This is a genomic window from Thalassolituus sp. UBA6592, from assembly GCF_002433655.1.
GTDB lineage: Bacteria > Pseudomonadota > Gammaproteobacteria > Pseudomonadales > Oceanobacteraceae > Venatoribacter.
Genome location: NZ_DJIO01000191.1, coordinates 1 through 20,876, shown reverse-complemented (window position 1 = coordinate 20,876; position 20,876 = coordinate 1). Strand labels below are relative to the sequence as shown.

The following is a 20,876-nucleotide window of genomic DNA, read 5'->3' as shown; positions in this document are numbered from 1 at the left end:
TACAAAAAAAGGTGCAGCTGAGCCAGCCTGTCGTGAAAACTGCCGTGGCAGACCCGGCGAATGGCAGAGGCTGTGTGCAGCGTCTGCAGGGATAAAACCTGAGCGCTGCACAGAGATTTAAAACGTGATTAAAAGGGCGTGACGGATTTCCGTTAAAGGAGGAAGGTGGCGGCAGCGCCGATAATGCCACCGAGCAGCGCGCCACCGATTAATCCGGTGAGAGCCGCACTGCGTGCCGATTTTTTCTGTGAAAGCAGCATTTCTTCACGCAGAATCGCCAGTTCATCTTCCATGGCGATACGGTCATTGGCCATCATATTGATGATGTCATCGACGTTTTTCTTCACCAGTTTATCGGCCACGGCGACGGCCAGGCGCTGGGTCTGTGTGCGTGTTTTACTGAACAGTGCGCTTTCGCTGAGCGAATCGTCGAGTTCCTTCTGCAGACGGGCGGTATGCTGCAGTGTGCGCGCCTGCATTAAATCCAGTTGCGTACTCTGCGATGCTTTCAGCCCGCTGGCATGTTCATCAATCATGGCGGTCAGTTCATCTTTGATGCCTGACATCGCCAGTGCGATATTTTTCTGTACCAGCTTATCGACTTCAATTAGCGGAATACCACTGTGCGCCGGAGCTGCCGGTTCATCGTTTGCTGCCGGTTCATCCAGCGACTGAATCACGGCCATCACAGCTTCGTGACTGGCTGGCTTGGCGAGAACGCCGCGGGCACCATGGGACAGCGCAATATCCTGATATTCCTTGTCCTCTTTCGAGGTGTACATAATGGTCGGAATTGCTGCGGTGCGAGGGTTGGATTTGATCAGCTGTGTTGCTTCCAAACCATCCATCCCCGGCATCATATGATCCATAAAGATCACATCAGGCTGTTCTTTTTCGAGAAATTTCAGTGCCTCTTCGGCGCTTTCCACTGCGGCTGCACTGACGTTGATTTTGCTCAGCAGACGCTGCAGCATCATGCGTGCGGATTTGGAGTCGTCGACCACCAGTGCTTGTCGGATTGTCATAAGGCTGCTTCCTGAACCGAATCTGCGCCAATAAGAGCAACTTGCCGGGGATACGTCAATAGTCTGGCACTTTTTGCTGCGCGTAATTGAGCATTTGATCTACATTTCGGGGAAAGACCTGAACAGCGGGCTGTTATCTGACATAATCCGCCACGGAAAAAGATTTTATGATGCCGGATTGCCCACACTGGTCAGTGTATCTGTGTTGCATCTTGTTTCCTGAAGTAAGAGGTGTGACATTGCTTCAGGAGAAGGGAATCCGCCGCAGGCAAACGATAACAGGTGTCCGCCACAGACGCCGCGGGAGAAGATGTTTTAACACATGACTGCAGCCAATCATGCCGTACTGATTAAACGGGCAGCCACTGCTTCAATTTTTACTGCTGTGACACTGCTTCTGGCCAAAGTGTTTGCCTGGAGCGTCAGTGACTCAGCCAGTGTGCTGTCGTCGTTGCTCGACTCCCTGATGGATATTGCCGCCTCTCTGGTGAATTACTTCGCCGTGCGCTATGCGCTGATGCCGGCAGACGATGATCACCCGTTCGGTCATACCAAAGCGGAAGGGCTGGCTGCTCTGGTGCAATCGGCGTTTATTCTTGGCTCCGCGACCTTCCTGCTGTTGCACGTACTGGATCGCCTGGTGCGTCCACGTGAACTGGTGGCACTGGAAGAAAGTATTGCGGTGATGATTTTCTCTGTGTTTGCCACCATGGCGCTGGTGGCTTATCAGCGCTGGGTTTATCGTCAGACGCAGTCGCTGGCCATTAAGGCCGATTCAGCACACTACTATGGTGATATTCTGACCAGTGCTGCAGTTGTGGTAGCCTTGCTGGCCGCTCAGTGGGATATCTACTGGCTTGACCCGGTTGTGGCCCTCGGGATTGCAGCCGTTCTGTTGTACAGTGTGTACGGCATTGTCACTGACGCACTTGAAGTGCTGATGGATAAAGCAATGCCGGAAGAGGATGAGGAAGAGTTGAAAGGGATTATTTCGTCCTGCGCCGGTGTGCGCGGTTTTCATGATCTGAAAACCCGTCAGGCTGGTGCCATTCAGTTTATTCAGCTGCATCTTGATCTCGATGGAAAGCAGACTCTGGAGTCTGCGCACACCATCGGCGACAAGGTGGAAAAAGCTGTCCTTGCCCGTTTCCCCAGAGCCGAAATTCTCGTTCATCACGATCCGGTCTGATATGCGTAGATTTCTCTGTCTGATTTCTGTGCTTCCCGGCTGTTGTCTCGCCTTTGGCGCTGCGCCGCAATTACAGGGCGACAGCATTGCGCCTTTGCCGGCGGCAGAGGAACTTACGGATGCGGCTGCCGCCGACAGCAAAGAAATAAAACGTGAAGCCATAGCAGACCGCTCGCGCGACTGGCTGGCCGGTTACCTCAACGATCTTTCTGGTGGTATCGACAGCTTCTTCGTCGATACCTTTTTCAGTGAAGACGTGGCCAACGATGACGTGCGTGGCAGTCGCGCCCAGATCTCTCTGTATACCCGCCGTGAAATTGGCGAGCCGGTGGATTACCGCTTTGGCCTCAGTGTTAAGGTGGTTCTGCCCAACACCAATGAGCGCTTCAATCTGCTGTTCGAATCTCAGGATGACGAGGACGCCAGGGAAGCGGACCCGCTTGAGAGTGTGGAAAATACCGAGTACACCACCGCGCTGCGTTATATTCTCAATGAAACCGATAAATGGAAAACCAACCTGGACGCTGGTGTGCGCTGGGGCGTTCCGCCGGATCCGTTTGTCCGTTTCCGCGCACGGCGTTATGCCTATCTGTCGGAGTGGGAGCTGAGGGCTACTCAGTCCGTGTTCTATTACACTCAGGACGGTGCCGGCGAAAGTTCACAACTGCGTGCCGATTACCCGATTAATGTCGAGAAGCTGTTCCGCATCAATATGGATGCTGAGTATATGGAGCAGGACGATTTCTTTTCTCTGGGCTACAGTGCCGCGCTGTACCACGAACTCAGTCCGACCCGGGGTATGGCTTACGTTGCCGGTGCTACCGGCTCTACAGAATTCGGCGCCACCTTTGATTCCTATTTTGCCGGGCTGCGTTACCGGCAGCTGGTGTACAGCGACTGGGTCTTTGCGGAAGTGAACCCGGAATTTATCTGGACCAGTGATGGTGAATACGAAACCACCCCGGTGATCATGCTGCGCCTGGAAGGCGTTATTTCCCAATAACAGCCGGCGTGCTTTTTGTCAGCGCGCAAGTGGCTGGATTATTTCGCGGAAGGTCAGGTTAATACGTGCTGAGCGGATGCCGGCGCGACGGGGGACGGCATGTTGCCAAAGGCTTTGCATGCCCGCTTTCATATACAGCAGACTGCCATCTTCCAGCGCTATCTTTGCACTCTGACGAGTGCTGCCTGTTGGCCTTAGCGCAAAATCCCGCTGGGCGCCAAGCGTGACAGACAGAATCGCCGGATCGCTGCCCAGTTCCGGTTCGTTATCACTGTGCCAGCCCATGGCATCCTGCCCATCGCGATACAGATTGCACAATACCGAGTTGAGCCTGAGATCAAATGCCTGATTCAGTTCCAGCCGCAGTTGCTGCAGTAATGGCGGCCAGGGCGTCAGTGGCAGCTGTTCGCCGGAATAGGTGTAGTTCAGTCCGGGATCGGCGATCCAGCATTGCAGGCGCGGGATTTTATGGCGCTTGCCATAGATAAGAATGCTGCCCTGCTGCCAGGGGAGATTTTCAGCAAGGTCGTTATAAAGGGTGTCGGGGGAATGAATGGCCTGCGGGTAATATGCCAGCAGGCCATTCAGCAACTGCCCTGATGCGCAGATCAGGGGCTGTGCCAGCAGGCTGTTATTCAAAGAAGCCTTCGAACAAGGGGGAGGTCAGATAACGCTCACCGGAGTCCGGCAGAATAACGACGATTTTCTTGTCGGCATATTCCGGTTCTCCAGCCAGACGCAGCGCCGCAGTCATCGCTGCACCACAGGAAATACCGGCCAGAATGCCTTCCTCGGACATCAGGCGGTGAGCCATGGCCATGGCGTCTTCATTGGCGACCTGTTCAACGCGGTCGAGCAACTCCAGATCCAGGTTGCCGGGAATAAAGTTGGCGCCGATACCCTGAATTTTATGCGGTCCCGGGGTCAGCTCTTCGCCTGCCAGCGCCTGAGTGATGATAGGTGAGGCGGATGGCTCAACAGCAACGGCAGTAACAGCTTTCTGCTGCTTGAGGTAACGCGCGACACCGGAAATGGTGCCGCCGGTACCGACACCGGCAACGATAACGTCTACCTGGCCATCCGTGTCGTTCCAGATTTCCGGACCCGTGGTTTTTTCATGGATCGCCGGGTTGGCCGGGTTATTGAACTGTTGCAGCATGATGCGTTTTTCCGGTGCTTCAGCGATCAGCGCTTCGGCCGCGTCTACCGCACCTTTCATGCCTTTCGCACCTTCGGTCAGAACCAGGTTGGCTCCCAGTGCTTTCATGACTTTACGACGTTCAACACTCATGGTTTCCGGCATGGTCAGAGTGACCTTGTAGCCGCGCGCGGCGCCGACAAAAGACAGCGCGATCCCGGTGTTACCACTGGTTGGTTCAATAATTTCCATGCCTGGTTTCAGCAGACCGTCCTGCTCCGCCTGCCAGATCATATTGGCACCAATGCGACATTTTACCGATTGGGCCGGGTTACGGCTTTCCAGCTTGGCATAAATCGCCGGGTGATCAGTGATGTGACGGATGCGGACCAGCGGCGTATTGCCAATGGATTGACTGATATCTTCGTAGACTTTCATAAAAAACCTCTCTGTAAACGGCGCCCTGGGATATTGTCTGAATCCATAAGACGGTGTTACATGGACAGTAAAAGATAGGTTGGGTGCGGTTGTCTCAGGATGGGAGCCGCTAATAAGAAGCGGGAGACGCCGTGCAAAATACCCTGTATCAGAACCAGCAATACACCTTAAAGGGTGTCGAAGATCAGATCAATATTCTTACCGGAATTCTTGATCAGCGACAGTGGAAACTCAGATTTCCGGCGGCGCTGGAAAAAAGTTATCTGGATCTCCGCAACCGGCGTTTTCTGGAAATTGAGCGCAACATCCTGATCGCAGGTCTGTTGTTTTATCTGGCTTTTTCCTGGCCGGATTTTTATCTCGGTGGTGAACAGGGGTTATTGATATTTATATTACGGCTGCTTATCACTGCAGGCGGTCTGCTCGCCATTGCCTGGGTTCCGAAGTCTGCTTTTTATGACTATATGGTTATATTGGCTGCGGTCGGGGTATTTGTTGCCGGGCTGTCAGTACTGGTTTTTATTGCCCTGATTCCTGATGAACTGAAATATGCATACCATCTCGGCCTGATACCTATTCAGGTATTTATTATGGTGGCCCTGCGTCTCAGTTATCGCTCTGTATTAAGTGTTTCTTTAGCACTGTTTCTGCTTTATCTGTTGGCGCATCCATTGATGACGCACGAAGTTAATGATCCGTCACTGAGCCGTTTGATCGACATATTTATTCCGTTATTTACCCTGTTCTGGTTCCTGATGATTCTGATGGGCGGTTACATTGCTTTTATGACTGAGACTGCCGCCCGCAATGATTTTTTAAAAAATAAATTGCTGGCGCTGGAAGCTCAGCGGCTCCAGTTTCTGACTGATCGTCTGCATCATATGTCGACCACGGATGGTCTGACCGGAATTGCCAACCGGCGCTGTTTTGAGCGTCAGCTTGATACGGAGTGGCGGCGTTGTTTACGTAATAAAATGCCGCTGGCTCTGGTTATGATTGATATCGATCGCTTTAAGGATTTCAACGACCATTATGGTCATCTCAGTGGTGATGATTGTCTGATCCGGCTGGCGCAGCTGATGGCGTCTTTCTGCAAGCGCCCGGGGGATCTCTGCGCCCGCTATGGTGGGGAGGAGTTCGTGATTCTGTTGGCTGAAACGGATGAGAATGACGCCGTCACCTTACTGGAGCAGATCCGCAACAGCGTGGCGGAACTGAATATTCCCCATGAAAAATCCCCTTACGGCAGGGTGACCATCAGTGCCGGAATAGCCGCATCCGTGCCTGATGATGGCCGTACTGCAGAATCTCTGCTGGGGGATGCTGACCGTCGTCTTTACCGCGCCAAGGCAGCAGGCCGGAATCAGATCTGCTGCGTATAGCACGGGTATTTACTGTCGTCGCTCAGTCGTTTGAGCCGGCGTGAAAGGCTGCCAGCTGTTGGTCTTTTTCCAGCCAGAGCTCATGCGTCCATTGCTGAAACGATTCACGGTAATGATCGTCGGTTGCGTAAGAACCCTGTTGCAGTTTTTCAGGGATGTCGCGCTGCTGAATATCGATACGGCAGCGGCGCATTTTTCCCTGCAGAAAATCCCAGAAACTGGGAATGCCATCAGGGTAATCAATGGTGACATCGAGGATAGAATGAAACTGGCCGTTCATGGCATTCAGCGCAAACGCCATACCGCCGGCTTTGGGTTTAAGCAGGTACTTATACGGCGATTGTTGCTGATCGTGTTTATGCTGTGAAAAGCGCGTGCCTTCGAGAAAATTCATCACACTGGTTGGCATGGTGCGGAATTTTTCGCAGGCTTTTTGTGTGGTTTCCAGATCTTTCCCCTGTTTTTCCGGGTATTTTTCCAGATAACTTTTGGAATACCGTTTCATAAACGGAAAATCCAGTGCCCACCAGGCTGCTCCCATAACCGGTACTTTAATCAGTTCCTGTTTGAGGAAAAATTTAAGCAATGGAATTTTACGGTTCAGCACATGTTGCAGAATCAGAATGTCGACCCAGCTCTGGTGATTACTGACAACAAAGTACCAGCCTTTGCGTTTAAGGTTCGCCGGCATATTAATCTGCCAATCCATTTTCTGGGTCAGCATCATCCAGCCGGAATTACAGGAAATCCAGTTTTCAGCGATACGGTTCAGCAGGGCCGTTACCAGCTGGCGAAATGGTCGGAAAGGAATAATCAGTTTAAAAAATGTAAAAATAAACAGCAGTGAGCACCAGAACAGAATATTCAGTGTCAGCAGTGTACTGGCGATAATGCCTGTTAACAGCGGCGGCATTTTAAGCTTCCCGTTTTATTGTTTGTTTTGTTGTTCGGTCTATTAGTCGGTTTTTTGTTCGGTTTTCTGTGTTTGTACAGTCTGTGCCTGAATAGCAGTCAGGGCAATAGTGTACACGATGTCTTCCACCAGTGCGCCGCGCGACAGGTCGTTAACCGGCTTGGCCAGCCCCTGCAGCATAGGACCGATGCTGATGACATTGGCGCTGCGCTGTACGGCTTTGTATGTGGTGTTGCCGGTGTTCAGATCCGGAAATATCACCACGGTTGCCTGCCCGGCTACCGGACTATCCGGTGCCTTGCTTCTGGCGACGCTGGCGGTGGTGGCCGCATCGTATTGCAGCGGACCGTCAATCAGCAGATCCGGACGCTGTGCTTTCACCAGTGCGGTTGCGCTGCGGACTTTTTCCACATCAGCACCACTGCCGGATGAGCCTGTGCTGTAACTGATCATAGCGATTCTTGCCGGAATCCCCATGGCTTCTGCCGATACCGCACTCTGAATGGCAATGTCTGCCAGTTCTTCTGCGTCCGGGTCCGGATTGACCGCACAGTCACCGTAAACCAGCACCTGATCCGGCAGGCCCATAAAAAACACAGACGACACCAGTCGCGCCCCGGGTGCGGTTTTAATCAGCTGCAGGGCCGGGCGAATGGTGTTGGCGGTGGTGTGGATGGCGCCGGATACCAGGCCATCGACATGATTCTCTGCCAGCATCATGGTACCGAGCACAACATTATCCTCTAATTGTGACAATGCCATGGGTGCGGTGAGTTGTTTATGTTTGCGCAGTTCCACCATCCCGGCGACGTATTGTTCACGGACCTGAGCGGGTTCAATGATCTGCAGATCATCCGGTAAGTCCACTTCGTTGGCTTCAGCGACCTGCAGAATACGCTCACGCTCACCCAGCAGAACGCAGTTGGCTATGCCGCGGCGCTGGCAGATGGCAGCGGCCTGAATGGTGCGGGGTTCTTCTCCTTCGGGCAGGACGATGCGCTTGTGTGCTGCGCGGGCACGGGTCACCAGCTGATGGCGGAAAGCGGCCGGACTCAGACGGCTGGCGTGGGGTTCCCCTAATTGCTGCATCAGGGTTTTGATATCCAGATGTTCGGCAATGGTGGTCATCAGATTATGCACGCGGTCGGCATCGTCCACCGGCACCTGAGTTTCCATGTCCGTCAGCATCTGTGCGGTGGTAAAGGTATCGTAATCGGTCTGCAATACCGGCACGCCGGTCTGCAGGGCAGCACGACAGAGGTTGATGACTTTTTCGCCGGGTTGCAGGCCGCTGGTCAGTAACAGGCCGGCCAGCGGTGTGCCATTGGTGGCGGCCATAGCGGCGGCGACGATAATGTCATCGCGGTCGCCGGGAGTAACCAGTAAGGTGCCGGGACGCAGAACTTCAATCATGTTACCCAGCGAGCGGGCGCACAGGGCAATACGCAACACCCGGCGGCTGTCGAGCTCACCTTCATGCAGGATTTGAGCGTCCAGTGCGCGGGCGACATCGAGCATACGCGGACTGACCAGCTGTGGCTTCCATGGAATAACGCCCAGCACAGGGCACTGACGGGTACTGATCTGCCAGTAGGGGGTGCAGACTTCATCGTCGTTCTGCTCAATCAGGTCGCTGACTTCACCGGAAGGCACACCTTCATGTCTGGGGGCCATGCCGGCTTTATTAATGATGGTACCCAGCAGGCGCGTGCTGCCGTAAATAGCCGACTGAATTTTGATTTCAGTCTTCAGTTGCTTCGGTGAGTGATTAAGACCACTGGCCACCATAACAACGTCGGCGTTCAGTGCTTTTGCGATTTCCGCATTCAGTTTGGCCGTATAAGGCTCGCTGCGGTCCGGGACCAGACCTTCAATCAGTACCACATCGCAATCACGGGCGACCTGATCGTGCAGGCCAACCACATCCTCCAGCACGCGGTCGAGCTGTCCGTCACTGACCCGCTGCTGAATCTGATGCAGCTGCATCGGGTCCGGGGTGTCCAGTGCCAGTACGCTGCGCACCAGATGCGACGAGCGCTCACTGTCGGCGTAATCCGGAGCGATCGGTTTGATAAAACCAACTTTCAGACCCTGGGCATCGAGAGCACGGATCAGGCCGAGGCTGATGGTAGTCAGACCTGAGTCCAGGCCAATCGGAGCTATCAGGATATTGATCATAATCTTTCCGCTTGCAGAGGTTGGTTCAGGGGATAAGCGCCAGAGTATCTGTGGCGATCATGCTTTCTTCATCTGTGGGGATCACCATCACCAGAGGTGATTGCACTTCACTGATGCGGCCCTGGGTATTTTTACCGTTCTTACGGTTGGGGTAGTCTTCCAGCCGGAAGTTCATTGCCGGCCAGTTGGCGAGGATTTTTTCGCGGATCTCACCGGCGTGTTCGCCAATGCCGCCGGTAAAAACAACGGCATCAATGCCCGGCAGAGACACGGACAGCGCAGCCAGTTGTCGTGCGGTGCGGAAACAAAAGACCCTAATGGCCCGTTCAGCGTGCTGGTCTCCGGCTTTGGCCGCCAGCAGCAGGGTGCGCATATCATTGCTCTTCCCCGATAACCCTTTAAGACCACTGTTGCGGTTGAGCTGCTTCATGATGTCTTCGACGCTGCCGTCGTGGCTGCGCATCATATGGGCGATCAGTCCGGGATCGATATCGCCACAGCGAGTACCCATAACCAGACCTTCCATCGGGGTCAGCCCCATGGTGGTGTCCACGGATAATCCGTTACGCACAGCACAGGCACTGCAGCCATTGCCCAGATGGGCGATGAGCAGATTGAGTTCCTTAGCGGGCTTGTTTAACAGAACGGCAGCCTGTTGGGTGATGTAGCGGTAACTGGTGCCGTGAAAACCGTAACGTCTTACCCCGTCTTCTTCGTACCAGGCGTAGGGCACGCCATACAGATACACCGATTCGTCCATGGTCTGGTGGAACGAGGTATCAAATACCGCTGTTTGAGCGACGCCGGGAAACAGCTCAGCACATAATTCAATGCCGAGTAAATTGATGGGATTATGCAGAGGTGCCAGCGGACTGATGTCTTTTAATGCGGCAATGGTTTCGCTGTTGAGCAGCACGCTGTCGTGAAAACGTTCTCCGCCATGCACGACCCGGTGACCGATACCTGCAAGTTGCGATAATTCTTCGCTGGCCTGATCGATAAAGGTCTGCATTGCTTCCCGGTGACCGGAGTGCGCGGGCAACATTTCCTGACCATTGATTGAGCCTTGGTAAATAATATCGGGTTGCTCTTCACCCAGTTTTTCTGCCACTGCACTTAACGTTGGCTGTTTGAGATCGGACTTGTGATAAAGCGCGAATTTAATCGAAGAACTGCCGCAGTTAATAACCAGTATCGAGGTTGTCACAATCATTCCCTGAGTTGCGAAGCATCATTCCCTGAGTTTTGAGCGATCAGGCGATTGATGGTTCTTTCAGTGTGTTTTCCAGTCGTTGCAGTATGGTGTATACCCCACGGCTGGCAGATTCAGGTAATTCACCGATGGCAAATTTTAATGCGCACAGATAATCGCCCTGAATCGCTTCGGTGCGGACCACGGTGGCTGGCACTGCCTGCAGTCTGTGATCCTTATTTTCCAGTGTCAATAAAAGCCGCTTACCCGGTTTGAGTTTAAGTGGGGTAATAATGGCGATACCGCCAAGGGCAAAGTCACGACCGATGGCGTGGTGGGCTTTTTTCGGGCGGCCAAACCAGCCAAGCTGACGGATTTCCAGCTTCAGTGGTGACGCATCATAACGCTGACGAAAACGTCTTTCATTGCTCTGCATCGGATTCACCTGTTGCCGGTGCTGCAGCATCCGGCTGATCATATTGTTGCAGGCCGTTGTATTCGATCATATGGCGGATTTCATCAACATAGGCCTGACCGCGTTCAGAGTAGCCAATTAAACCGGCGGCCAGTGCAGGGCCGGAAATAATCTGATTTTCTTCCTGCAGACGGTGGCGGATTAAACGCAGCTGACGGTATTTGGCATGGCGGTTAAGGTTCTGAATATAACTCTCCACCGACTCCATCGGCGAGCGGAATTTACGCACTTCATGAACTGCGCCATCGTTGCGGGAAGACGGCACCAGACCGCAGCCTTTGCTGAAGCACCATTGGCCAAACAGGTTGTTGCCTTCGGTTGCAAAGCGCGAAGTGCCCCAGGCGGATTCGTTAGCAGCCTGAGCTAATACCAGAGAGGGTGGAATAATATTCACCCGGTTCAGCAGGATTTCTTTCTGGCCGGCTTTGTCATCCGCCTTTACCCGGTAGTTTTCCATCATACGGGTGAGCCTTTGCAGCTCTTTTTCTGTCAGCTCTTCATCACGGGCCCACTTTTCGGCCAGAGCCCGTTGCTCCAGCACACGTTGGTTTGCTTCTGTGATCAACGGTAGCAGGTAATCAAAAAACGCCTGTTTCTTTTCCTGCACATCTTTATACGTGGTGAAGTCTGGCAGCGGCGGTGCCTTAAATGCAGGTCTGTCTGAATCGGCCTGTTTTTCACCACATGCGGTGAGGGCGAGCATCAATGTGACTGTCAGTAATCTTCGCATATAACCATCTGATGTAAGTCGCTGTGTTGGTGGTAGTTTAGCGAATAACAGCGATTTGCCCCAGTCTATCTGATTTCAGCCTGCCTTCAGCATAATTATTGACGCTTTCAGTGCAAAGGTTTGTAGGATTACTGGCGTTTTATTTCATACTACCTGCTTTTCGTTATTTTTTATTACCGGGGATGCACTATCGTGTATTCTTGCCGATAAGAGGTTAAATCCGGCACGATTCCTCTCTTAAAGGAAAGAATATGGCAGACAAATCACAGGTTATAGTCGCTGACGCAACGCTGGCCGTTCAGGCTCAGCTGGTAGACGTATTGTCCGGCGCAGTGAATGTCACCAGTGTTATTAATGCTGAGCAGCTCTGGCACCGTCTGGAGCAGGGGCATGGTGACACCGATCTGCTGATACTTGATGCCGCACTGGTCGCACCGGGCCTGGATGTATTTTGCCGCAAGTGGCTGGCCGCGCCGGAAACCCGCGCAGCGGATATTATCGTGATGGGACCGGACAACAGCGATTATGAAGTGATGGCACTGACGGCCGGCGCCGTGGATTATCTGCGCAAACCGCTCAATCTGCCGGTGTGTCTGGCCCGGGTAAAAAACGCTTTACGCCAGCGCGAACGTCGACAACAGCTGGAATCCATGTCGTTAACTGACAGCCTTACCGGGCTGGCTAACCGCCGCTATCTGGACGATTTTCTGCAGTCTGAATGGCGTCAGGCGCAGCGTACTCAGGGAGCCCTGGGCTTGCTGATGGTGGATATCGACCACTTTAAGGCCTACAACGACCACTACGGGCATCCGCAGGGCGACCGCTGTCTGGCGCAGGTGGCGCACTGCCTGAAATCTGCGGTACAGCGCCCACGCGATCTGGTAGCACGTTATGGCGGAGAAGAGTTTGCGGTGATTCTGCCAGCGGTGCACAAGGAAGGGGTTGCTGTGGTTGCTGAGCGTATCCGCGAAGCGGTGCACAATATGGCAATTCCTCATGCAGCTTCGCTGGTAGAGGAATACGTTACTCTGAGTTTCGGACTGGCCTGGTGTGAGCCTTTGCAGGGTGAGGAGCCCGGCCTTCTGGTCGAGGCTGCGGATGAAGCTCTGTATTCGGCCAAGGCGGCGGGGCGAGATTGCATGAGCGAAACCGTCGATCTGGCAAGTATCCGTCATCTGCTGCCTCACTGAGCAGCAGACTTTTCTGTTTCAGGGGGCGGTCATATGAGCTGTCAGGCGGTTCAGCAATGATGCCAGCCTGACCGATGTACGTTGCCGGCGGGGAATGCTCATCTGGGCGTGTTGCAGATCTTTCATTACCTGCAGCAGCACTTCCTGGCTGGTACTGATCACTTCATAGTCGTAGTGATGGTCCTGAACGCTGACTTTCAGCAGTTCCATATATTCTCCCATCATCAATTGAATCAGGTTAAATATGCGGTCTTTTTCTTCCATGGAGGAGGCTTCCCAGTAAGCGTCTTCCAGCGTCTGGTTGAGTTCCCAGATCAGCTCACTGGCCTGAGAGATGGATAGAGCAGCCATGATCAATACACTCTGTTTAGTCCGGTATTGCTTTCAGCCTAGCAGAGCCTGGCTATTTTTCCGCCGCTCAGGCCGGGTAAAACAGGCGCTTACCGCTGTGGCCATTGGCGGTAACAGGCAGAGGCGGTCGCTCAGATAAAAAAGTTCAGAAAGGAAAGATGCAGGAAAGAGAGTGCAGCAACAATAACAGCAATGACAGCAGCCTGACGCTGCTGTCGCGAATGCTGGAGTTCGTTATCAGCCTTCGGTTTTGGCGAAGTGGCGCAGGTAGCGCTGGTTGATATCGTCACGGGCCAGCAGAATCAGTGCATCGGCGACATTAAAGTCCTTGTCCAGACAAGGTTCACCACACACTTTCACACCAATACGCAGATACGCTTTCAGTAGCGGCGGAACCAGAGATTTGCCATCCAGATCTACATCAATGCGTGGCATATGATGCTTAGGCGTTGCGCGGGTGTTTTCATCGGTGAAATGTTTGTCACGCAGATGATTCACAATGGCAACCGCACGGGCGTAACCGTCGTTTAACGAAATACTGGCACAGCCCATCAGAAAGTCGATGTTATTGGCTGACATAAACTGAGCGATACCAGACCACAGCATGCCGATTACGGCGCCGCTGCGGAAATCCGGATCAACGCAGGTGCGGCCAATTTCCATGTAGCGTTTGCCTGGTTGCACGATCTGGCTCAGATCAAATTCGGTTTCTGAATAAAATCCGCCGGTGTTCTGTGCCAGTTCGTTGGTCAGAATACGGCTGTAACCAACCACTGAGTCGTTAATCACGTCTTTAACGATCAGGTGCAGACAGTGATCATCAAAGTGGTCCTGATCGATACCTTCATCCGCGGTTGGCAGACTGGCACCCATGCCTTCTGCAAAAACGCGATAGCGCAGTTGTAAAGCCTGACGGATCTCGACCGGATCGTCCGTAATACGGGCAATCAGAGGTGCTTCCTGAGTTTCGGCCTGTTGGCGGGCAGTGGCTTGCAGCATCATCATATCCAGTGTTCTGTTTCTTGATCGACGGGCTGACTTTAAGTCAGCCCTGTGACATTTCCGTTACAGACAGGCGCTTGTTTGCAGGCCAGCTATTCTTAACCGCAGGAGGTCACTTTATGCGTGTTGTTTTATTCCTTTGTTTAATGATCAGCGGAATGGCGCTGCAGGCTGAGCCCGTTCTTGGCCCGAATACAGCGGAGCAATTAATTGATCAGGGTCTGCAGAGTGAAAAGCTGCTCTGGCTGCCGTTTCCTTTGCCTTATGAAGTTGAGCGCCGCAGTAACAGCAAAGATGCGCAGTTACTGGCCGCTCTGATGAAATACAAACTGGTGGAGCGGGAAAAATCCATGGTCATGGAAGATATCCGCGAACAGGGTGAAGCCCGCAAACGGTTGAAACTGTTATGGGTATACCGTTATCCGGATAACAAACCCATGCTTGAGCAGGAAGGGTTTTATTACGGTCGCGCTAAGCTGAAAAAAATCATGGAGTTGTCCGATCCCTACCCCAAGGGGGAAGCATTTTATGTGCGCGCCTTTGTGCAGTGGTATGTGGATGATATGCAGCGCTGGATAAAAGACCCGGCCTTTCGTGTGGCGCGAACGCTGCGCCGTTCGGCAGAGTCTTTTGACAAACCGTTTGAGAAGAGTGTGTATCTTGAATACCGCGATGGTCAGTGGCGTTACTGGCAGCCGCAGGCAGAGGACGGCAAGCTGGCCTGGTGAGCAGCAAGACTGCCAGTTACAGTTGCGTACGCAGCCATAAGCCCGGCGGTGTGCTGACACCACGGTCGGAATGCACAATCAGGCCTTGCTTATCGACAACGTAATAGCTCGGATAGCCGCTGATCTGCCATGCCTGGGCAGTATCAGCGGTGCCCAGAAATACTTCCCCGTTAAATCCTGTGTCGGCAATAAACTGCTGCACTTCGCTTCTGCTTTGCCAATCAAGTGCAATGGCGATCACACGCAGGCTGTGATCGTCGGTGGGCAATGTGTTCAGGCCGGGCATGCTGATGCGGCAGACCGAACACCAGGGGGCAAAAAAATACACCAGCGTACGTTCATATTGCGCAGGCCAGTGCAGGCTGGCCGGTAACGGGTTGCTGTCACCGGTTGGCAGTGTCGTCAGCTGACTGGTGGGTGCCGGGGTCTCGCTGTCGAGCATATGGCGCCCGAGCCACATGCTGATGAGGCTGAACAGGAGAATAAATACAGAGAGTTCGATAAGCCGTCGCAGCCACTGACTGCGACGGCGTTGTGAGGTATCAGATGGCGCGGGAGAAGCGTTGCTGTTCATGTTTCTGCAGGTAGGTGTCAAACGCCATACAGGCATTGCGCACCAGTAACCGTCCCTTTTCAGTGATACGGACCGACTGATCGTCGATGATGACCAGTCCATCTTTCACCATAGGCTCCAGTTCTGCAAGATCAGGCTGCAGCAGCTCACGGCTGTTGAATGGATGCGCGGCATCGAGATCGTCGAAGTTCACCTGCAGGTGGCACAGCAGGCTGGTGATCACCTGACGACGCAGCTTATCTTCAGGCGTGGCCTGCAGACTCTTCATGGTCGGCATCATCTGCTGATCGAGAGCGGCTTTCCAGGTGTCTTCGGTGACGTGATTCTGCAGGTAGTAATCGCCGATCTGGCTGATGGAGGAGACACCAAAACCAATCAGATCGCAGTCGCCGTGGGTGGTATAACCCTGGAAATTACGGTGCAGTTCACCGGCTGCCTGAGCCCGGGCCAGTTCGTCATCCGGACGGGCGAAGTGATCCATGCCGACGTAGTGATAATCAGCCGCAGACAGCTTGCTGATGCAGTGACCGAGAATGGCCAGCTTTTCATCTGCGGACGGCAGATCGTCACCGGAAATACGGCGCTGCGGCTTAAAACGTTCTGGCAGATGGGCGTAGTTGAACACAGACAGACGGTCCGGCTGCATATCGATAATGGTATCCAGCGTGCGGTCGAAACTTTCCAGTGTCTGGTGCGGCAGACCGTAAATCAGATCCATGTTGATGGAGCGGAAACCGAGTTCACGGGCTTCGCTCATCACGTTGCGGATCATCTCTTCCGACTGCACCCGGTTGACGGCAACCTGTACTTTTTCTTCCAGATCCTGCACACCATAACTCAGGCGGTTAAAGCCCAGTTCGCGCAGCAGTTTCAGGGTATTCGGGCGCAGTTCACGTGGGTCAATTTCGATGGAGTAGTCGGCGCTGTCTTTGTCGCTGAAGCGGAACTGACTGCGCAGAAAGGTCATCAGGTCGGTGAGCTGCTCATCACTGAGAAAGGTCGGCGTGCCGCCGCCAAGGTGCAGCTGCTCGACGATGGCATCATCGTTCAGCAGGGCACGCTTCATGGCGATTTCGCGTTTCAGCTCAACCAGATACGGCGCCGCACGGTCGGTATTCTTGGTCACGATTTTATTACAGCCACAGTAGTAGCAGACGTGACGGCAGAACGGGATATGGAAATAGAGTGACAGTGGCGTCGCCCGATTACGTTGCGCAAACGCCTCGCGTTCGGCCGCGTCATTTGTGACTGGCTGAAATTCCACCGCCGTCGGGTAAGAGGTGTAGCGTGGTCCCGGGCGGTTGTAACGCTGGATCAGCAGCGGATCCCAAAGAAGGTTCTCGGTCATAGTCAGTATCACTCTCAGTTGAGGGCGCTATTGTAAGGGCATGGGCCGTCTGCGGCCCTTGCGCCACATCAATTGAACAGCAGGTCCGGCAACGCCGGATGGTGCTTTAACCTCAGTATTTATCAGGGTTTAGCATTGATTTACGTGAGTTTAATTATCATTCGTTGACTTAACCCGGGCCAGATGGGGTATCAGCGCACGAATTATTTAAGTTTTTCCTGGAAGAGCCGCTAACAGGCTTGATTTTGACCGAAATCAGACGTTTGATAGATCTTAGTTGCTAATAAACGGAAGAATGCTTCAATTGCTGCCACTGGCGATACTTGCCAGCTTGTCAGAAAAAAGAACCAGTAGCGACGCAGAAATCAGGAATAAAGACGCCGGGTTAACACTGCAGTCCTGATCCGTCAGGTACGGGGAAGAACTCAGGGGAAGGTGCAGGGGGAACTATGCCAAAGAAACCGTTTACCGCAGAAGAAATCTCGGCGCAGCGCGAGCGCATCATGGACAGTGCATCCAGTGTGATGGCAGACGTTGGTTTTCACCATCTTTCTATGCGCAAACTGGCGTCACAGTTGGGGATGACCGCCAGTAACATTTACAACTATTTCCCGGATAAAGAGACACTCTTTATTCATACCCGTCGCCGTGGCTTTGATCTGGTGTTTGCCGATATCAACAAGCAGATGACTCAGGCCAGCAATCCGGCGGAGGCGCTGTTCACCTTTGCCCGCCAGCTGATTCACTTTGCCCAGCGTTTTCCCGGTTACTACCAGCTGATGTTTCAGCCGCCGTTACTGCGTCTGGATGAGGCCGAGACCGTTGATCAGGAAGTGCAGCTGCAGGTTGAGCGTCTGGTGGAAGAATGGCAGCAGCATCTGTTATCTCTGCTTACCGATGCCGCGCCGTCACTGGCCGAACGTCCGGAAGCCGCACAGAAGCAGCAGGCGCTGTTTTTTGTAGCGTCTATTCACGGTCTTATCGATTGCTATCATTATCAGGCGCTGCCGCTGTTGCTGTCAGGGGTTGATCTGATTCCGGACGATGTGGTGCAACAGCATATTGGTTGGTTGCTCAGTTCGCTGGAAAGCGAGACTGCAGCCGTCTGAGGCAGGCAAATATCTTCAATAAAAAACGCCACATGTCCGTGGCGTTTTTTATGTCTGCGGTTTATGCAAAATATTGTCTTCAGCGTGAATCACAGCTGATCTGCGGACGCTGGCGTTTTACCTTCCAGCATGTAAACGAAGGCAAGAATTTCAGCGATGACCTGATACAGATCCTGGGGGATTTCATCGCCCACGCTGAGTTGTGACAGCCAGCGTGTCAGGGATGCGTTTTCATACACGGGCACATCGTGCTGGATGGCCAGCTGAATAATGGCCTGCGCCAGTTCGTCTTCACCGCGGGCGCTGACGGTCGGAGCCTTCAGGCCATCGTAACTCAGCGCCACCGCTTCGGTAGCCTGCAGCAGGGAATCAGCAATGCCAGCCGTGCGCTGTGCCTCTGGCGACAGGGGCTTTTGTCCGGACTTATTCTGCGACTGATCAGCCATGGGTATCCACCAGATATTGCTGCACCTGATTACGGCTCAATGGCGGCAACTGGCCATAGCGGGCCTGCAGCTCAGAGACTTCAGCCCCCAGCGACTGCAGTTTTTTGCGTAATGGCAGCAGCTGATGATTGAGTAATTGCAGGGTGTCGCTGTTCTCTGACCAGAAGGTGGCTTTCACCGCTGGCATAGCCAGATTCAGTTCGACATCCAGATTGCCAAGCTTCTCCAGTTCAAAATGCAGGCGTAAATGCCAGCGCACGGATTTCTTTTGCTGCTCGTCAGCGCTGTTTTCTTCTTCGCGGCGGATCTGCAGCTGAATTTCCCGCAACTGGTCGCCCTGGCGGAAGAAGATGGGAATATTCAGCAGGTTGTCATTACCGGCCTGCAGGCGCGAGACCTGTTCGTGCTCGGTCTGTGCCAGAGCGGTTTGCAGCAGGCGGAAGGTTTCCGGCGTATCCTGCAGGCTGGCCGTATTCATATGGCTGACCGGAAGTTCACGCAGTGGCGGTGTTCCTTCCGGTCGCAGCTGATTGAGCCAGTTCATCAGAGCTTTGCCAAGCACAGCTTTGTGATCACTGCTGAGCAGCTGGTGTACCAGGCTGTCGCCCGTCACAGAGCCTGCTGTTTCCAGGTTGGTGTGGGTGCGCTGCAGAGCTGCCTGCAGATCGCCGGGCGTCAGTTTCAGACTCTGCATCTGCAATTGCGTCTGCAGAACCTTGTTGGTGGCGGTAGAACTCAGTGAGGAACTTGCCGCTAATGCTGTTCTGCCGGCGGCAGACAGTCCGGTCGCAGCGGTGCTCTGAGCAGGCGCTGTGTTTGCTGCTGGGGTTAGTGCTGAGTTTGGTGCTGGGGTTGTTGATGGCGACGATGATTGTGAACCGCCCGGCTGGCCGGGGCTGCTTTTTGCCAGGTTTCCGGCTTTCAGCCACAGATTGCGGAACATATCGGCCAGCTCTGAACGGGATGTTGCGGGCTGGCGGTTTGCATTGGCCGGATTTTCCGCTGATGAAAGATTGGCGCGCTCACCGGACTTGCCCTGTGCTGTAGCCTCTGTGACGGATGTTGCCCTCCCGGAGGAGGACAGGGAGTAGCCCGAACGTAGCTGTTCAGCCAGCCTGAAAAGCTGGTTTTCATAGCTCAGGCCATTCTGTTTAATCTGCTGCTGTAACACCGCAGGTTCTGCCAGTTGTGGACTTTCCGGCAGCTGGCTGACCCACTCACTGAGCATCTGGCGCACACTGGCCGGCATATTGGTGCTGTTATTCTGCGGGCTGGTCTGTACGGCGGGCGACGCTGACGCCTGTGGCCCCATCACCGCCAGTAATCGATGCAGGGCAGATGCCTGAGACAGGTTTGCCAGCAGATTTGCCTGAGATTGGGTGTTGGCCTGGGAGACAGTTGTTCCCTGGGCGGAATACAGACCATTGCTGGCGGCACCCTGAGGCTGCGGCTGTGTTGGCAGCAACGGCAGACGGCTGGCGAGAAATTGCTGTACCAGTGGCTGTAGTGCAGACATCTGCAGGTTACTGCCAGTACCGGATGTGGTGGCGGGTGGTGTGATGCTGCGTACCTGTATGTCAGGACGTGGCTGTTGGTCGCTGACCGCCAGTTCCAGCCGGGTTCCGGGAGGAAGTGGGTATTCACTTTTAAGGGGGAAGCTGCGGCCTTCGGCTTTCATTGTCAGCATAAACTGGTCGTCTGCGGCCTTAACAGACACCACTTCTGCACGGATCAGCGTGCCGGACGACGACGCAGAACGCCCCTGAACCGGCGCCGAAGCACTGGCTTTCAGGAGGTTGGCAGAGACGAGTGGGGTGGAATCGGGCAGCATAATTTTGATATCGGCCAAGGTTTACGTACCTTTACTCAGCTTAGAGGCTAACAGGCCGCCGCGACAGCCTGTTTTTGTATATAATGCCGCCGTTTTTTGTGTCAGGATTGCGACTTTCTGTTGAGTCCGGCCTGGCAAAATCGATTTGTGATGGTCCGGTGTTTACGGACCCTGAGGTTTAGCAATGCCCGCCAGCCGTGGCCACACAACCATTGATCTTGAAGCGCGTCAGCTGTTCTGCGAACGCGATGACCGTGTACTGTTTGATGAGCTGGACCTCAGAGTAAAAAACGGTGATCTGCTGCAACTGGCAGGCCCCAATGGCGCCGGGAAAACCACCCTGTTGCGCCTGCTGTCCGGACTCAACCGCGATTACGAAGGCGAACTGTTATGGAACGGACAGCCTTTGTACGATGATTATTCCTCCTACTCTGCCCAGCGTCTGTATCAGGGCCATCTCGCTGCGGTGAAAAAGCCGCTGACACCGCTGGAGAATCTGCGCTGGCTGGTCAGCCAGTGGCAGGTTGCGGAGGATGACCTCTGGCAGGCTCTCGATGATGTTGAACTTGGCGGCTTTGAAGAAACGCCCTGCCAGCAATTGTCCGCCGGGCAGCAGCGTCGTGTGGCGCTGGCA

Annotated in this window: 21 protein-coding genes; 7 read left to right on the top strand and 14 right to left on the bottom strand. The window is 53.9% G+C overall.

Translation table 11 applies throughout. The annotated features are described in order from the left end of the window. Positions 1 to 152: 152 nt before the first annotated feature. The gene (locus B2Z72_RS19065) at positions 153 to 1,025 is read right to left on the bottom strand and encodes a response regulator (RefSeq protein WP_296983830.1); all 873 of its coding nucleotides are present in this window, start codon (positions 1,023 to 1,025) and stop codon (positions 153 to 155) included. Positions 1,026 to 1,347: 322 nt separating this feature from the next. On the opposite strand from B2Z72_RS19065, the gene B2Z72_RS19060 reads away from it, so the two are divergent. Both B2Z72_RS19060 and B2Z72_RS19055 read left to right on the top strand, forming a co-directional pair. Then, the gene (locus B2Z72_RS19060) at positions 1,348 to 2,214 is read left to right on the top strand and encodes a cation diffusion facilitator family transporter (protein WP_296983831.1); all 867 of its coding nucleotides are present in this window, start codon (positions 1,348 to 1,350) and stop codon (positions 2,212 to 2,214) included. Between the two features lies 1 nt (position 2,215). Further along, on the top strand, positions 2,216 to 3,217 hold the full coding sequence (locus B2Z72_RS19055; protein ID WP_296983833.1) for a hypothetical protein: 1,002 nt from the start codon (positions 2,216 to 2,218) through the stop codon (positions 3,215 to 3,217). A gap of 18 nt (positions 3,218 to 3,235) precedes the next feature. Here B2Z72_RS19055 and B2Z72_RS19050 read toward each other — a convergent pair whose 3' ends face one another. Together B2Z72_RS19050 and cysK are read right to left on the bottom strand one after the other, a co-directional pair. Continuing rightward, complete coding sequence (locus tag B2Z72_RS19050) at positions 3,236 to 3,856, bottom strand: alpha-ketoglutarate-dependent dioxygenase AlkB family protein (RefSeq protein WP_297005629.1); 621 nt, start codon at positions 3,854 to 3,856, stop codon at positions 3,236 to 3,238. Then, positions 3,849 to 4,793 (bottom strand): cysteine synthase A, encoded by a 945-nt coding sequence (gene cysK / locus B2Z72_RS19045; RefSeq protein ID WP_297005626.1) that lies wholly within the window; start codon positions 4,791 to 4,793, stop codon positions 3,849 to 3,851. Before cysK ends, B2Z72_RS19050 begins: the two co-directional genes overlap by 8 nt. Positions 4,794 to 4,924: 131 nt before the next feature. Here cysK and B2Z72_RS19040 point away from each other — a divergent pair, with 131 nt between their 5' ends. Beyond that, positions 4,925 to 6,175, top strand: a complete 1,251-nt coding sequence (locus B2Z72_RS19040) for a GGDEF domain-containing protein (RefSeq protein WP_296980737.1) — start codon at positions 4,925 to 4,927, stop codon at positions 6,173 to 6,175. A 22-nt stretch (positions 6,176 to 6,197) separates the two neighbouring features. Here the strand turns inward: B2Z72_RS19040 and B2Z72_RS19035 are convergent, their stop codons facing one another. The 5 genes from B2Z72_RS19035 to B2Z72_RS19015 are packed head-to-tail and all read right to left on the bottom strand — an operon-like array spanning position 6,198 to position 11,663. Beyond that, complete coding sequence (locus B2Z72_RS19035; protein ID WP_297005624.1) at positions 6,198 to 7,088, bottom strand: acyltransferase; 891 nt, start codon at positions 7,086 to 7,088, stop codon at positions 6,198 to 6,200. Positions 7,089 to 7,130: 42 nt separating this feature from the next. After that, positions 7,131 to 9,266: a phosphate acetyltransferase gene (gene pta, locus B2Z72_RS19030; RefSeq protein ID WP_296980733.1), complete on the bottom strand. Its 2,136-nt coding sequence runs from the start codon at positions 9,264 to 9,266 to the stop codon at positions 7,131 to 7,133. A 25-nt stretch (positions 9,267 to 9,291) separates the two neighbouring features. After that, complete coding sequence (locus tag B2Z72_RS19025; protein ID WP_296980731.1) at positions 9,292 to 10,473, bottom strand: acetate/propionate family kinase; 1,182 nt, start codon at positions 10,471 to 10,473, stop codon at positions 9,292 to 9,294. Positions 10,474 to 10,519: 46 nt separating this feature from the next. Beyond that, entirely contained in the window at positions 10,520 to 10,894 is a 375-nt protein-coding gene (locus tag B2Z72_RS19020; RefSeq protein WP_296980728.1) for a PilZ domain-containing protein, read from the bottom strand. Beyond that, entirely contained in the window at positions 10,881 to 11,663 is a 783-nt protein-coding gene (locus tag B2Z72_RS19015; RefSeq protein ID WP_296980725.1) for a glucosaminidase domain-containing protein, read from the bottom strand. The genes B2Z72_RS19020 and B2Z72_RS19015 overlap by 14 nt, the downstream gene beginning before the upstream one ends. A gap of 251 nt (positions 11,664 to 11,914) precedes the next feature. On the opposite strand from B2Z72_RS19015, the gene B2Z72_RS19010 reads away from it, so the two are divergent. Further along, complete coding sequence (locus B2Z72_RS19010; protein ID WP_297005621.1) at positions 11,915 to 12,853, top strand: diguanylate cyclase domain-containing protein; 939 nt, start codon at positions 11,915 to 11,917, stop codon at positions 12,851 to 12,853. Positions 12,854 to 12,871: 18 nt separating this feature from the next. Here the strand turns inward: B2Z72_RS19010 and B2Z72_RS19005 are convergent, their stop codons facing one another. Beyond that, positions 12,872 to 13,204 (bottom strand): hypothetical protein, encoded by a 333-nt coding sequence (locus tag B2Z72_RS19005; protein WP_296980719.1) that lies wholly within the window; start codon positions 13,202 to 13,204, stop codon positions 12,872 to 12,874. Between the two features lie 237 nt (positions 13,205 to 13,441). Continuing rightward, a complete protein-coding gene (locus tag B2Z72_RS19000; RefSeq protein ID WP_296980717.1) occupies positions 13,442 to 14,209 on the bottom strand; it encodes a GNAT family N-acetyltransferase in 768 nt (255 codons plus the stop codon). A 116-nt stretch (positions 14,210 to 14,325) separates the two neighbouring features. Here B2Z72_RS19000 and B2Z72_RS18995 point away from each other — a divergent pair, with 116 nt between their 5' ends. Beyond that, positions 14,326 to 14,934 carry a hypothetical protein gene (locus B2Z72_RS18995; protein WP_296980715.1) on the top strand — a complete coding sequence of 203 codons (609 nt, stop codon included), beginning with the start codon at positions 14,326 to 14,328 and terminating at the stop codon, positions 14,932 to 14,934. A gap of 16 nt (positions 14,935 to 14,950) precedes the next feature. Here B2Z72_RS18995 and B2Z72_RS18990 read toward each other — a convergent pair whose 3' ends face one another. Next, positions 14,951 to 15,508: a TlpA family protein disulfide reductase gene (locus B2Z72_RS18990; RefSeq protein ID WP_296980714.1), complete on the bottom strand. Its 558-nt coding sequence runs from the start codon at positions 15,506 to 15,508 to the stop codon at positions 14,951 to 14,953. After that, positions 15,477 to 16,856 carry an oxygen-independent coproporphyrinogen III oxidase gene (gene hemN / locus B2Z72_RS18985; protein ID WP_296980712.1) on the bottom strand — a complete coding sequence of 460 codons (1,380 nt, stop codon included), beginning with the start codon at positions 16,854 to 16,856 and terminating at the stop codon, positions 15,477 to 15,479. The genes B2Z72_RS18990 and hemN overlap by 32 nt, the downstream gene beginning before the upstream one ends. Before the next feature lie 449 nt (positions 16,857 to 17,305). Here hemN and B2Z72_RS18980 point away from each other — a divergent pair, with 449 nt between their 5' ends. Beyond that, positions 17,306 to 17,965 (top strand): TetR/AcrR family transcriptional regulator, encoded by a 660-nt coding sequence (locus B2Z72_RS18980; protein WP_296980709.1) that lies wholly within the window; start codon positions 17,306 to 17,308, stop codon positions 17,963 to 17,965. 89 nt (positions 17,966 to 18,054) lie between these two features. Here the strand turns inward: B2Z72_RS18980 and B2Z72_RS18975 are convergent, their stop codons facing one another. Beyond that, the gene (locus B2Z72_RS18975) at positions 18,055 to 18,411 is read right to left on the bottom strand and encodes an EscU/YscU/HrcU family type III secretion system export apparatus switch protein (RefSeq protein ID WP_296980707.1); all 357 of its coding nucleotides are present in this window, start codon (positions 18,409 to 18,411) and stop codon (positions 18,055 to 18,057) included. Beyond that, the gene (locus B2Z72_RS18970; protein ID WP_296980705.1) at positions 18,404 to 20,260 is read right to left on the bottom strand and encodes a flagellar hook-length control protein FliK; all 1,857 of its coding nucleotides are present in this window, start codon (positions 20,258 to 20,260) and stop codon (positions 18,404 to 18,406) included. Before B2Z72_RS18970 ends, B2Z72_RS18975 begins: the two co-directional genes overlap by 8 nt. A 166-nt stretch (positions 20,261 to 20,426) precedes the next feature. On the opposite strand from B2Z72_RS18970, the gene ccmA reads away from it, so the two are divergent. Beyond that, the coding region (ccmA, locus tag B2Z72_RS18965) for a heme ABC exporter ATP-binding protein CcmA (protein WP_297005618.1) at positions 20,427 to 20,876 on the top strand (450 nt) is incomplete at its 3' end.